This is a genomic window from Nocardiopsis sp. TSRI0078 (genome assembly GCF_001905145.1).
Lineage (GTDB): Bacteria > Actinomycetota > Actinomycetes > Streptosporangiales > Streptosporangiaceae > Nocardiopsis.
This window is the reverse complement of sequence record NZ_LWLB01000011.1, coordinates 18,661-32,034: the sequence shown is the minus strand read 5'-3', so window position 1 is coordinate 32,034 and position 13,374 is coordinate 18,661. Positions and strand designations below refer to the sequence as shown.

General features: G+C 71.0%; 11 protein-coding genes and 1 pseudogene. 8 read left to right on the top strand and 4 right to left on the bottom strand.

Going from position 1 to position 13,374, the window contains the following annotated elements; all coding sequences use genetic code 11:
• Window positions 1-663 precede the first annotated feature (663 nt).
• A complete protein-coding gene (locus A6A08_RS10270; protein ID WP_073702331.1) occupies window positions 664-1,290 on the bottom strand; it encodes a TetR/AcrR family transcriptional regulator in 627 nt (208 codons plus the stop codon).
• A 60-nt stretch (window positions 1,291-1,350) separates the two neighbouring features.
• Here A6A08_RS10270 and A6A08_RS10265 point away from each other — a divergent pair, with 60 nt between their 5' ends.
• Complete coding sequence (locus A6A08_RS10265; RefSeq protein WP_073702330.1) at window positions 1,351-2,793, top strand: aldehyde dehydrogenase family protein; 1,443 nt, start codon at window positions 1,351-1,353, stop codon at window positions 2,791-2,793.
• 34 nt (window positions 2,794-2,827) lie between these two features.
• Here A6A08_RS10265 and ctaD read toward each other — a convergent pair whose 3' ends face one another.
• The 3 genes from ctaD to A6A08_RS10245 all read right to left on the bottom strand — a co-directional run bounded on the left by ctaD (window position 2,828) and on the right by A6A08_RS10245 (window position 7,867).
• A complete protein-coding gene (gene ctaD, locus A6A08_RS10260) occupies window positions 2,828-4,501 on the bottom strand; it encodes a cytochrome c oxidase subunit I (protein WP_073702329.1) in 1,674 nt (557 codons plus the stop codon).
• Between the two features lie 276 nt (window positions 4,502-4,777).
• The gene (locus A6A08_RS10255; RefSeq protein ID WP_073702328.1) at window positions 4,778-6,349 is read right to left on the bottom strand and encodes a polysaccharide deacetylase family protein; all 1,572 of its coding nucleotides are present in this window, start codon (window positions 6,347-6,349) and stop codon (window positions 4,778-4,780) included.
• A 420-nt stretch (window positions 6,350-6,769) separates the two neighbouring features.
• On the bottom strand, window positions 6,770-7,867 hold the full coding sequence (locus tag A6A08_RS10245) for a pyroglutamyl peptidase (RefSeq protein ID WP_073702327.1): 1,098 nt from the start codon (window positions 7,865-7,867) through the stop codon (window positions 6,770-6,772).
• Window positions 7,868-8,058: 191 nt separating this feature from the next.
• Between A6A08_RS10245 and A6A08_RS10240 the strand changes: the two genes are divergently transcribed.
• From A6A08_RS10240 to A6A08_RS10210, 7 genes and pseudogenes are all read left to right on the top strand, one after another.
• Entirely contained in the window at window positions 8,059-9,615 is a 1,557-nt protein-coding gene (locus A6A08_RS10240; RefSeq protein ID WP_073702326.1) for an aldehyde dehydrogenase family protein, read from the top strand.
• Between the two features lie 137 nt (window positions 9,616-9,752).
• On the top strand, window positions 9,753-10,217 hold the full coding sequence (locus A6A08_RS10235; RefSeq protein ID WP_073702325.1) for a MarR family winged helix-turn-helix transcriptional regulator: 465 nt from the start codon (window positions 9,753-9,755) through the stop codon (window positions 10,215-10,217).
• 64 nt (window positions 10,218-10,281) lie between these two features.
• Window positions 10,282-10,710 (top strand): organic hydroperoxide resistance protein, encoded by a 429-nt coding sequence (locus tag A6A08_RS10230; RefSeq protein ID WP_073702324.1) that lies wholly within the window; start codon window positions 10,282-10,284, stop codon window positions 10,708-10,710.
• A 143-nt stretch (window positions 10,711-10,853) separates the two neighbouring features.
• Window positions 10,854-11,177, top strand: coding sequence for a hypothetical protein (locus A6A08_RS10225; protein WP_073702323.1), 324 nt, complete (start codon window positions 10,854-10,856; stop codon window positions 11,175-11,177).
• A 201-nt stretch (window positions 11,178-11,378) separates the two neighbouring features.
• Window positions 11,379-11,483 (top strand): annotated as a pseudogene (locus tag A6A08_RS28730) (hypothetical protein); the annotation flags it as partial.
• A gap of 61 nt (window positions 11,484-11,544) precedes the next feature.
• Window positions 11,545-12,462, top strand: a complete 918-nt coding sequence (locus tag A6A08_RS10215; RefSeq protein ID WP_073702322.1) for a phosphotransferase — start codon at window positions 11,545-11,547, stop codon at window positions 12,460-12,462.
• Window positions 12,463-12,550: 88 nt separating this feature from the next.
• Entirely contained in the window at window positions 12,551-12,862 is a 312-nt protein-coding gene (locus A6A08_RS10210) for a putative phosphothreonine lyase domain-containg protein (protein ID WP_206780072.1), read from the top strand.
• Window positions 12,863-13,374: the final 512 nt, after the last annotated feature.

Sequence of the window (13,374 nt, the reverse complement as noted above, 5' to 3'; positions counted from 1 at the left end):
GCCCTGGGAAAAGCCAGTGGTCCGCCCCAGGGGGGTGGAGCCTTCCGCACGTCCCCGGCCAGGCACTTGGTAGAGCTCACAGCGGCGCTCCCCCGCCCCCTGGGGCGAAGTACCACTGTCCGGGAGCGCGGGAATCCCTGCCGGTCGGCGCCGAACGAGCCCCTGCACCGACCGCGCTCCGGTTACCCGAGCCCGGTGGGGGAGGGGGCCGGGCATCGGGGAACTGGCGGGGCCGCTTCCGAGCGAGCTCTCGGCGAGTACGTCCTGACTCCCAGATGACTGGCGGAGCGGCCACAGCCGGGGTCCGCACGGGGAGCGCGGGCTTCGCGCTCCGTGCGGCAGGTGGGTCGTCGTCGGCATCCGCCGAAGGCCGCCCGACCACACCGATCACCTAAAGATCTATGGCGTAAAGGTGATGGTTCTCAATAGTCAAAAGTCAATCGATACAGCTCGAAACGACCTCCGAACCGTGCATCACGGCTCGGTCCAGGTTCACCCAGGAGTCCTCGCGACGCCTTCGGGCGGCCGGTCCTCCAGCGCATGGGCGGACGTTGCCGGTGTGTCCGAAGCGGACCGGACGCGTTCTGTCCTGCGGTGACGGAATGGTTCGTCCGCGGGGCCCCGCCCGCCGGTCCGGTGGACGGGGCCTTCTCGTGTCCGGGTCTAGGCGGTACGTGCGCCCAGGGCGCGCAGCAGGTAGGGCAGCAGCCGTTCGGCCATCTCCGTGCCGGGGCGGGAGCCGGGTGTGTGCGGGATGAGGAAGGTGTGGCTGACCATCGGGCCGATCACCATCTCGCCCACCACCAGCGGGTCCTGCCCCGGTGGGATCTCGCCCCGGTCGGCGGCCCGGTTCAGGACCGCCTCGACACGGGTCTGGAGCGGTAGGACGAACTGTTCCATGAGCACGTCGGCGAGTGCCTGGTTGTGTGCCGCCTCGCCCAGGACGGCGCGCAGCAGGCGCCCGGAGGGGCCGTCCAGGGCGGCGGCCTTGTCGTGCAGGAGGGCGGCCAGGTCCGAGGGCAGGCTTCCGGTGTCGTGGTCGGGGCCCAGTTCCTCGGCCCAGGCATGGGAGGCTCCCAGGACCAGGTCCTCCTTGGAGCGCCAGCGCCGGTAGAGCGTGGCGGTGGAGACACCGGCCCGTCTGGCGACGGCGGCCGTGGTCAGGCCGCTGTAGCCGTGCAGTTGGAGTTCGGCGAGGGTGGCGTCCATCAGCGCGCGGTCCCGGCTGGCGTCGCGTGGCCTCCCCCGGTGGGGGGCGTGCGGCGCGTCCGGCAGATGGTCCGTGGTCATGTTCGGGATCCTATGCCAGACCCTCTTTCGAAACGAAAGTGTTTCGTTTAACATCACTCCATGACGAACACCTCAAGCGCCCAGGACGTCGAGAACGCCGCCCCCGGGCCCGGTGAGCCGCTGACCCTGACCACCGAGATCCCCCCGACCGTCGCCCGCCTGCGTGCCGCGTTCGCCTCCGGCCGCACCAAGCCGATCGCCTGGCGCCGTGCCCAGCTGCGCGCCCTGCGCCGACTGCTCGTCGAGGAGTGCCCGGCCCTGGAGCGGGCCCTCAAGGCCGATCTGGGCAAGAGCCCGGTGGAGGCGCACACCACCGAGATCGGCTTCGTGGTCAACGAGATCGACCACACCCTCAGGCACCTGGCCTCCTGGCTGCGCCCCCAGCGGGTGTCGGTGCCCCTGGCCCTGGCCCCGGCCAAGGCGCGCCGTGTGCGTGAGCCGCTGGGCACCGTGCTGATCGTCTCGCCGTGGAACTACCCGGTGAACCTGTCCCTGGCGCCCCTGGTCGGCGCCATCGCGGCGGGCAACGCCGCCCTGGTCAAGCCCAGCGAGCTCGCCCCCGCCACCTCCGCGGCCCTGGCCGAGCTGGTGCCGCGCTACCTGGACACCGAGGCGGTCGCGGTCGTGGAGGGCGGTGTCCCCGAGAGCACCGCCCTGCTGGAGGAGCGCTTCGACCACATCTTCTACACCGGCAACGGCGCAGTGGCCCGTATCGTCATGGCCGCCGCGGTCAAGCACCTGACCCCCGTCACCCTGGAGCTGGGCGGCAAGAGCCCGGCCATCGTCGAGCCCGGCGTGGACCTGACCACCACCGCGCGCCGTCTGGCCTGGGGCAAGTTCACCAACGCCGGGCAGACCTGTGTGGCCCCCGACTACGTGCTCGCCGTCGGCGGTACCGCCGAGGCCCTGCAGCGGGAGCTGGCCGCGGCCATCACCGAGATGTTCGGGGAGGACCCGGCCCGGAGCGCCGACTACGGGCGCATCGTCAACGAGCGCCACTTCGCGCGGCTCGTCGCGCTGCTGGAGAGCGGCACCGTGGTCGCCGGGGGACAGCACGACCGCGAGGAGCTCTACATAGCCCCCACCGTCCTGGGCGGGGTGGACCCGGCGTCCCCGGTGATGGCGGAGGAGATCTTCGGGCCGGTCCTGCCGATCGTGGAGGTCCCCGACCTGGACGCGGCCATCGCCTTCGTCAACGAGCGCGACAAGCCGCTGGCGCTGTACGGCTTCACGAACTCGGAGGAGACCAAGCGCCGGCTGGCCACCGAGACCTCCTCGGGCGGCCTGGCCTTCGGCCTGCCCATCGCCCACCTGGCCGTTCCCGAGCTGCCCTTCGGCGGTGTGGGGGACAGCGGTATGGGCGCCTACCACTCCGTCGCCTCGGTCGACACCTTCTCGCACACCAAGTCGGTGCTCGACAAGTCGCTGTTCATGGACACGATGAAGGTCGCCTACGCGCCGATCACCGACCTGAAGGAGAAGCTGCTGCGCAGGCTCCTGTGAGCGGCGGGGCGGGAGGCGCCGCCCCGCCGCCGGGTCAGTGCTCAGGGGAGCTGTCGCGTCCGCTGCTCGCGGGTGTGGCCGCCGCGTACGGGTGGTTCAGGTCGAACACGGGGCGCTCGGAGCGGATCCGCGGCAGCGACGTGAAGTTGTGCCGCGGCGGCGGGCAGGAGGTCGCCCACTCCAGGGAGTTGCCGTATCCCCACGGGTCGTCCACCCCGACCTGTGGGGCCTTCTTCGCGGTGATGTAGACGTTCCAGAAGAAGATGAGGGTGGAGGCGGCCAGGACGAAGGAGGAGACCGAGGAGATCTGGTTCAGCTCGGTGAAGCCGTCGAAGACCAGGTAGTCGGCGTAGCGGCGCGGGAAGCCCGCGGCGCCCAGCCAGTGCTGGACCAGGAACGTGCCGTGGAAGCCCAGGAACAAAAGCCAGAAGTGGAACTTGCCCAGTCCCTCGTTGAGCATGGTGCCGGTGAACTTGGGCCACCAGTAGTAGAAGCCCGCGAACATCGCGAACACCACCGTGCCGAACACCACGTAGTGGAAGTGGGCCACCACGAAGTAGGAGTCGGTGACGTGGAAGTCGATGGGCGGCGAGGCCAGCAGCACACCCGTCAGACCGCCGAAGAGGAAGGTCACCAGGAAGCCGATGACGAACAGCATCGGCGTCTCGAAGGTGATCTGGCCCCGCCACATCGTGCCGATCCAGTTGAAGAACTTCACGCCGGTGGGCACCGCGATGAGGAAGCTCATGAACGAGAAGAACGGCAGCAGCACCGCGCCGGTGGGGAACATGTGGTGGGCCCACACCGTCACCGACAGGCCGGTGATGGCGATCGTCGCCGCCACCAGGCTCTTGTAGCCGAAGATCGGCTTGCGCGAGAAGACCGGGATGACCTCGGTGACGATGCCGAAGAACGGCAGCGCGATGATGTACACCTCGGGGTGGCCGAAGAACCAGAACAGGTGCTGCCACAGGATCGTCCCGCCGTGCTCGGGGTGGTAGACCTGTGCGCCGACGATGCGGTCGGCGGCCAGGGCCACCAGGGCCGCGGTCAGGACCGGGAACGCGATGAGCACCAGGACACTGGTGAGGAGGATGTTCCAGGTGAAGACCGGCATGCGGAACATCGTCATGCCCGGCGCGCGCATGCACAGGCCGGTGGTGATGAAGTTGACCGCGCCCAGGATCGTGCCCAGACCGGAGACGACCAGGCCCAGGGCCCACAGGTCGCCGCCCAGCCCCGGTGAGCGGACCGGTCCCGAGAGCGGCGTGTAGGCGAACCAGCCGAAGTCGGCGGCGCCGCCGGGGGTGAGGAACCCGCTGATGGCGATGAGGCTGCCGAACAGGAACAGGTAGTAGCTGAACAGGTTCATCCTCGGGAACGCCACGTCGGGCGCGCCGATCTGCAGCGGCATGATCACGTTGCCGAATCCGATGAACAGCGGGGTCGCGAACATCAGCAGCATGATCGTGCCGTGCATGGTGAACAGCTGGTTGTACTGCTCGTTGGACATGACCTGCATGCCCGGGAGGAGCAGTTCGGCGCGGATGAGTACCGCCATGACCCCGCCGAGGAGGAAGAAGGCGAAGGCGGTGATGATGTACATGTATCCGATGATCTTGTGATCGGTCGAGGTCAGCCAGTTGACGAAGGTTCCCCTGGGTGTTGTTCCCTGCTCTTCCTCGGCCTCGGTCTTCGCTGGTGCCACTTCTTGTTCCTCCGTGCGGGAATGGGTTGGGACAAAAATAGGAAAAGGGGATTCTTCCCATTTGTAATGGTTTGTGAAAGAGGTTTTCCGGCCTCGAGAGCGCAACCTATCCCATTGCCTTCACGGGAGGTGCCGATTCTTCTTACGTGTTCCCGATTTCGGGTGGCGGATTTCCCCGTGCCCCCGCCGGGGGCTGCCCCGCCCACGGCGCGGCCCCCGGCTCCGCGGACGGGGCCGGGGGCCGCTTGCGCGCGCCGCCGGGGCGGGGCGGTGGTGTCAGGGCAGGCGGGCGTCGGTGTACACGTCGCCCGGTTCCAGGCCCGAGTCCCCGAAGATGTCGGTGACCGTGACGAAGTGGTAGCCCTGCCGGTGCAGTCCGGCCAGCACCGCCGGGACGGCCTGTACCGACGTCTCGTGGATGTCGTGGAAGAGCACCACGCTCCCCGGCACCGTGTGGTCCAGTGCGTGCCCGCTGACGGCGTCGCTGTCGCGGTTCTTCCAGTCCAGCGTGTCCACGTCCCACAGGACGAACGGCTGGTCCACCGAACGGCGCACCGTCCCGTCCAGCGACCCGTAGGGCGGCCGGATGGTCCGGGGAAGGGAGCCGGTCAGTTCGCGCACGGCCTCGTTGGTGCGCTTGATGTCCTTGCGGATCTCGGTGCCCGACATCCGCGCGAGGTCGTCGTGCTTCCAGGTGTGGTTGCCCAGTTCGTGGCCCTCCTCGGCCATCCGCCGCATCGGGTCGGGGAACTCCTCCACCAGCGACCCCAGGACGTAGAAGGTGGCCCGGGCGTCGTACTCGTCCAGGATGTCCAGCAGGGCGTCGGTGTGCTCGCCGGGGCCGTCGTCGAAGGTCAGCGCCACGCACTTGAGCCGTGCGCAGTCCAGGGTGTGGCCCTGTGCGCTGAGCTCCTCGCCCAGCGGCAGGTCGTCGTCGGCGTTGTTGCCCGACAGTGCCGCCTCCCGGGCCTGATAGCCCAGTTCGGACAGCAGTCCCTCGGTGTCCTCGGGTGCCACGGGCACCAGTACCTCGTCGACCCGGCCCGCCGCGGGCACGTCGGCGGGGTCCATCCGCACGGCCAGGCCGCCCGCGGTGCTGAAGGCCAGGTCCTGGAGGGGCGAGCCCGCCCAGCGCTGGGCCGCCTCGTGGGCCCGCTCGGGGTCGGACAGGCCCGGGCCCTCGTCCTCGCCGCCCTCCTCGCCGGGCGGGCCGTCCAAGGGCGGGGCGCTGCTGTCGGGGTTCTCGGCCCTGGCCGTCGCGCCGTCTTCGGCCCCCTCGCCGCGGGCGACCTCGCCGACCAGGCCGGGCAGCTGCTGTGGGGGGAGGTTGTAGCCCTCCTCCAGTACCTCGGCGAGTGCCAGGTGGGCCTGCTGGATCGCCTCCTCGTCGCGGAACAGCGACGTCCACGGCAGTACCTCGCCGCTCTCGGCGTCGTACCACAGGGTGGAGGCCTCGAAGGTCCGGTCCCTTCCGGCCGAGGTGGTCGCGGTCAGCCGCGCGCCCACCAGGTGGGGGGAGGCGGCCAGGATGGTCGCGTCCTGGTGCAGTTCGGGGGTGCCCCGGTCCGGGAGCTCCTCCAGGAAGGCGGTCTGCCGCCGGGCCATGCGGGTACGCGTCTCCACCGTCAGCGGGTGGGCGCCGCCCAGCATCGGATAGCGGTAGCTCACCACGCTGTGGTCGGTGTCCACCGTCACTGTCCGTGCCTGTAGTCCGGCCATGTCGTCGGGGGAGGTCCTGACCGCCTCGGCGTAGGGTAGGGCCTGTTCCACGGCATGGCAGCCCGGGACCAGGAGCAGGCCCAGGGCGGCGCAGACGGAGATTGTTCGTCGCAGAGAGGTGAGAGCCACCAGGGGACCATATCCGAGCGGCCCGCCCGTGTGTGAATCACTGAGCGGCGACACGGTGACTCTGTGTCGCGAAGAGGGGCGTCTGGGTATCAGGGTGAACCTGGGACACTGATGGGGCGTCACACCCTGCCGGGGCGACCGCCTACGGACTCCTCCGAGAGGCAACCATGAGTTACGGTCACGGAACCGGTGGCTACCTCCCTCCCGGCGGAGGCAGCGGTGGCTACCCGCCTCCGCCCGGCGGCGGAAACCATCCCCTCCGCCGCCCGGAGGTCCTCCTCCGCCCCCGGGAGGCTGGTACGGCGGCCCCGGCTTCCAGCCACCGCAGCAGCCCGCGAGTCAGGGCTCGGCCATCGGCGCCCTTTCCGTGGTCGCGGCGGGTGCCGGGCGGGTCCTGGGCCGCCGGGAGGCGGGGCGGGCTCAGTCCTCGGCCTGGGCGCCGTCCCCGGCCCTGGTCTGTGCCGCGTCGGCGGCCACGGCCGCCACGATCAGGCGGACCTGGGCCAGGACCGCGGCGTTGTCCCGCGGGTCCGCCACCTTGGGCAGGTGCACGTGCCCGGCCGGGGTCCGCTGCCCGGCTTCGTCCCGCAGCAGCGTGTTGCGGTAGGCGATCTCGTTGGACAGGTAGTCCCCGCCGCCTCCGCCACGCGCGGTCGACTCCGGGGTGGGGCCGTCCGGGCGCACCACCGTCTCGCCGCCGCCTGCCGGGATCTCGGCGACCTCGGTGTTGACCACCACGGGGTAGGGGCTCTGCTCCGTCGCCGCCGTGATCGGCTCGTGGGGCAGTGAGGAGCGCGTCCACTGCGGGGCGTCCGGCACGGGGACCCGGCCTGTGCGCGACACGCGCAGGTTGTCCTCGCCCCCGCCGCGCCAGGCACCGTTCCACACCTCCAGGTCGAAGCGGCCGGGCCGTCCGCGGCTGAGTGTCACGATCGCGTCCGCGCGCCCGTGCCACGGGGCCAGCGCCTCCTCCACCAGGCCGGCGTCGAAGTCGGCCCAGCGCACCGGGAACACGATGGTGCGTACCACGGCCGTGTGCGCGCCCACGGGGAAGGTCCACCCGTTCAGGTCCAGTGCCGCCGCCCCGGAGGGGTTGGAGCACGCCGGGTCCTCGTCCAGGTGGAAGGGGTCGAAGCCGGTCACGATCACCCGGATCCACCGGTCGCCGTGCGGGAAGTCGAGGTCGGCGACGCCGCGTGATCCGGTCTCCAGCAGGTGCAGCAGGCCGGCGCGCTCGGTCTCGGACAGGGGGAAGCCCGGCTGCCAGGACCGCAGCCTGGCGGCCAGTACCAGCCGCGCCCAGTACAGGGGGCGGTCGTCGGCTCCGTCGCGGGCGGCCTCCGTCCACAGCCGGGAGGCGTGCGCGGCGACCGCCTCCCGGGCCTGGGAGAGGTCCGCACTGGTCCGCAGGTCGGCGCTGAACAGGGGGTCGGCGGCGCTGAAGCCGGAGCGGGTCAGGATCGTGCGCGGTTCGGGGAGGCCGGCGCGGTCCTCTTCGGGGCTGGTGTGGTGGTGCACGGGGTCGCTGTCTTCTCGCAGGGTGTTCGGTCGCCTCGGGGAGGGGCCAGGTGAGTCTAACGCCGCCCGGATCCGGCTGGTGCGGGGAGTGTCGCGCGGCCCGCGACCACGACACCGGGGCTGGACCGGGGGGGTCGAACTTGGCAGTGTGTGTGGTGACCGCTGGCCCCTCTCAACGGAGAGAGAAACACATGCGCACCTTCGCCCTCCCCGACACCGAGTCCCTCGCCGAGCGCGCGCGGGCCGCCCTGGAACGGTGCGGCCTGGACCGGCCGCGTGGGTCGGACGGGTCCGCCGGGCCCGCCGGCGCGGCCAGGACGCCCATCACCGGGCGGGAGCTCTTCCCGCTGGGGCACGACGACGCCGCCTCCGTCGGGCGGGCCGTCACCACGGCCCACGAGGCCTTCGCCTCCTCCTGGCGCGACACCCCCGCCCCCGTGCGCGGGCGGCTCGTCCACCGGCTCGGTGAGCTGTTGCGCGAGCACAAGGACGACCTGGCCGAGCTGGTGACCATCGAGGCGGGCAAGATCCGCTCCGAGGCCCTGGGCGAGGTCCAGGAGATGATCGACATCTGCGATCTGGCCGTGGGCATGTCCCGGCAGCTGTACGGGCGCACCATGCCCTCCGAGCGGCCCGGCCACCGGCTCATGGAGACCTGGCATCCGCTGGGCGTGGTCGGTGTGATCACCGCGTTCAACTTCCCCGTGGCCGTGTGGTCGTGGAACACGTGTGTGGCCCTGGTGTGTGGTGACACCGTGGTGTGGAAGCCCTCGGAGCTGACGCCGCTGACCGCGCTGGCCTGCCACGGCCTGCTCATGCGCGCGGCCTCCGACGTGGGTGCGCCCTCGGAGGTCCACCAGGTGGTGCTGGGCGGACGGGAGGTCGGAGAGGCCCTGGTGGAGGACGAGCGGGTGTCTTTGCTGTCGGCGACCGGGTCGACCGCGATGGGCCGTGCGGTCGCGCCCCGGGTGGCCGCACGTATGGGCCGCTACCTGCTGGAACTGGGCGGCAACAACGCGGCGGTGGTCGCTCCGTCGGCGGATCTGGACCTGGTGGTGCGCGGCAGCGTGTTCTCGGCCGCCGGTACCGCGGGCCAGCGCTGCACGACGCTGCGGCGCCTCATCGTGCACGAGGACGTGGTCGAGGAGGTCACCCGGCGCGTCGTGGACGCCTACAAGCAGCTGCGCGACCGGATCGGCGATCCCTTCGAGGAGTCGACCCTGGTGGGCCCGCTGGTGGGTGAGCGCGGGTACGTGGCCATGTGCGAGGCGTTGGAGCGCGCCGGGGCCGACGGCGGCGAGGTGCTCGTCGGCGGCGGTCGGCGTCTGGCGGAGGAGGCCGCCGACGCCTACTACGTGGAGCCCGCGGTGGTGCGCATGCCGGGTCAGACCGAGGTGGTGCGGGAGGAGACCTTCGCGCCGATCCTGTACGTGATGTCCTACCGCACCCTGGAGGAGGCCGTGCGGATGCACAACGGCGTGCCCCAGGGCCTGTCGTCGGCGATCTTCACCCAGGACCAGGCCGAGGCCGAGCGGTTCCTGTCCGCGGCCGGCTCGGACTGCGGGATCGTCAACGTCAACATCGGTACCTCCGGTGCGGAGATCGGGGGCGCCTTCGGCGGGGAGAAGGACACCGGCGGCGGCCGTGAGTCGGGTTCGGACGCGTGGAAGGCCTACATGCGCCGGGCGACCAACACGGTCAACTACGGCGGTGAGCTGCCGCTGGCCCAGGGGGTCCGCTTCCTGTGAGCACGTGGTGCCCGCGCCCTTCACGGGGCGCGGGCACGGGTCGGCGGAAAAATATTGCGCCCTATCATGTTGCGCTCAACCGAATTCTGTTACGGTGGTGCCCGACCGACGGCCCCGTACGGGTGGGAGGGAAGACCGTGGCCGAAGCGGAAGGGGGCAACCCCCTCGCCCTGGACAACCAGCTGTGCTTCTCCCTCTACGCGGCCTCCCGCGCCCTGACCGGGCTGTACCGGGAGCTGCTGGGGGAGCTGGGGCTGACCTACCCGCAGTACCTGGTCATGCTCGTGCTGTGGGAGCGCGGGACGCTCACCGTCAAGGAGCTCAGCCACGCCCTGCACCTGGACTCGGGAACGCTCTCGCCGCTGCTGCGCCGTCTGGAGGGCGCCGGTCTGCTGACCCGTGAGCGCAGCGCCACCGACGAGCGCGTCGTGGAGGTCTCGGCCACGCGCAGGGGCGAGGAGCTGCGGGCGCGCGCCGAGGGGGTTCCCGACCGGGTCCTGTGCGCGGCCGACCTTCCCCCCGGCAGGGCCGCGGCGCTACGGGACGCGCTCGACCAGATCACACGTTCGGTGGAGACCTCCTCCAGGCACGCCTCCTGCTGAGGGCGCCTCCCGGACCGACCGTTCCAACCACAGCGACCACGTGTCGTCAACGAGAAAGGCAAACATGGCATACGACGTGATGTACACCGCCAACGCCACCGTCACCGGTGAGGGCCGCAAGGGCAACGGAAGGACCGATGACGGCCGCCTGGAGGTCGACCTGTCCGTGCCCAAGGGCATGGGCGGTGACGACGGCGTCGGCACCAACCCCGAGCAGCTCTTCGCCATCGGCTACGGCGCCTGCTTCCACGGCGCCCTCAAGGCGGTCGCCCGCAAGGAGAAGGTCGACGTCGACGGCTCCACCATCGACTCCCGGGTCAGCATCGGCAAGACCGACGAGGGCCTGGACCTGGCCGTCGAGCTCATCGTCACCATTCCGGGCGTGGACCAGGCCAAGGCCGAGGAGCTGGTCCAGGGCGCCCACCAGATGTGCCCCTACTCCCGCGCCACCCGCGGCAACATCGAGGTGAAGCTGACGGCCAAGACCGCCTAGGCTCCGCCGCAGTACAGGGGGGAGGGCGTGCGCCGCGCGCCCTCCCCCTCGTGTGCGCGCGTTCGCGGGGTGGCCGGTGGTCTGGCGCTGTCGTGCTGCGTCGCGGCGGGCGCTCCGGGGCCGACCCGGGACCCGGGCGTGGTGTGGGAGTACAGCGGCTGCTCCGATCCGTCCGGGGGCCGCTGCTCACGGTCCCGGGGAACTCGCCGGACCTGGGCGCCGCCGTCCCCGTCAGCTTCGTCGGGGAACTGGACTTCGTCATCGACGAACCCGAGTACACCTCCACGTCCCCGTACGTCCATCCGGTCTCCGGGGACAGGGAGGAGACCCTCACACTGACGGTGGAACGATCCTCCTTCCTGGCCCAGTTCTCCCGAAGCCACGGCGAGGGGCGGTCCGAGGTCACGGATCAGGTGAACCCGCCGGTAACCGGGCATCTGTCCGCGGTCGTGCGCGCTGCCGACTGACCGCACACGATCGCGGAGTACCCCTCATGCGCCAGGACTGGACCCCTGGACAGCTCGTCGATGAGTGGACCCTGGAAGAGGGCGACCGCAAGCTGCTCGGTGACAAGAGCGGCGCCACCCGGCCCGGGTTCGCGCTCAAGCTGAAGTTCTTAGATCGAGGGCCGCTTCCCCTCCTGCGCCGAGGAGATCCCGGCCGCGGCGGTGCCCTTCGTCGCCGACCAGGTGGGCGTGGAGGCGGCGCTGTTCGGCAAGTATCCCTGGAACACCCGGTCGGTGAAGTACCACCGCAGCCAGATCCGCGACAGGTACGGCACCCACGCGGCCACCGAGGACGAAGAGGACCAGCTCGCCGATATGGTTGCTCCGCATGACCGAGATCGAGATCACCGCGGGTCTCATCCGCGACCTGCTGCGGGACCAGCATCCGGACCTGGCCGAGCTGCCCCTCCGCGAGGTGGAGGGCGGCTGGGGCAACCAGATGTGGCGCCTCGGGGACGAGCTGGCCGTGCGGATCCAGCGCATGGACACCGACCCCGATCCCCAGTTCAAGGAGCGCCGGTGGCTGCCGCTGCTCGCCCCACGCCTGCCGCTGCCCAGCCCCGTCCCGGTGCGAGGTGGTGCGCCCTCCGAGCGTTTCCCCAAGATGTGGACGGTCATGACGTGGGTGCCGGGCCTGCCGCTGGACCACGGGTCGATCACCCGCGGCGAGCACGCGGCCGACACCCTGGCGGCGTTCCTCCGGGCGCTGCATGTGCCAGCGCCCGCCGACGCACCGGTTGATACGGGCCGCGGCGCGCACCCCAAGGACTGCACGAACGGCTTCGACCAGTTCTTCGACTCCGTCGACGCTGACGCGATCGGCTCCGACGCCGCCGATGTCCGGGCCGTCTGGGACGACGCCGTCGCGGCCCCCGCATGGGAGGGTCCGCCAGTGTGGGTGCACGGCGACCTGCATCCCGCGAACGTCGTCGTCGCGGACGGGACGCTGGCGGGCGTCGTCGACTTCGGCGACCTGTTCGTCGGCGACCCGGCGTCGGACCTGGCGGCCGCCTGGGTGCTGCTGCCGGCGGGCGCGGCCGCACGCTTCTTCGCCGCCTACGCGGAGGCTGACGAGGCGACGGTTCGGCGCGCCCGCGGGCTGGCCGCGCTGAAGAGCCTCTTCCTGATGCTGATGGGCCAGAACGGGGACCGCGGCCTGCCCGGCGGCAAGCCGGCGTGGGGCCCGGCGGGACGGGCGGCGCTCGACCGGGTCCTGAGCGAGCGTCTGACCCGATTCCACGAGTAGATCGGCGGCATGCTTCGACTGTTTCACCCAGCTCCTTGAGGGGCCGGTACAGGCCAGCGACAAGCGACGGCTGTTGCGGCGCGTCCACTTGCCCAGTGCGGAGAAGGCCAACGCCGGGTTCACCGGCAAGTGGATGTCCTTCACCGCCCCCGAGCGGGTAAACGAGGTGTGGGCGGCCATCGTGGAGGCCACCGAGGCCGGACGCCTGGGGTGGAGGGCCCAGGTTGCCACCGACGACAAACCTGGCAAGGACCGGCTGATCTGCGTCTACACCAAGGACTGGCGGGACCGCCGGGACGTGGCCAGGGTGCTGGGCGAGCTGCGGGCGATGGGGATCGACCAGCGCCTGTCCTGCAAGGAGGACGCCGCCACACACGCCCTGCTCTCAGGGCCGCTGTAGCTACTCACCGGTTACTTTGCCCCTCGCCGTAGCTTGGGGAGAACTGGGCCTTCTTCGAGGAGGAGATGCGGAGCATGCTGGAGGCCGCGGGCCGCGACCCCGACGCCGTGTCGCGGTCCCTACCGGACTCCTTCCGGATCGAGATCTCGAACTTCCACCCCGTGCGGGGCGGACCCCTGTCGGAGGCGGCCGCGCTCGAGGGCCACAGCCTGCTGTCGGCCCCCGGCAGACCCTCCCCGGCGGGGACTGGACCAGCGTCTACGGCACCTATGCCGTGACCGGTGCGGAGATCGACGTCGGCCTTCCCTGCGGGGGCACGTGCGTGGTCACGGGCACATCCTCCGGCGAACCGATAGCCGAGTTCCGCGTCGCCCCTTCCCCGGAGGAGCACGATCCCCCCCACCGCCGCGGAGGAGGAGAGGCAGGCCGGATACGACCGGCTGGGAGGGATCTTCCTCGTCCTGGTGATGTCCTCGGTCGTGCTGCTGCCCGTCGGACGGGCGCTCTTCGAC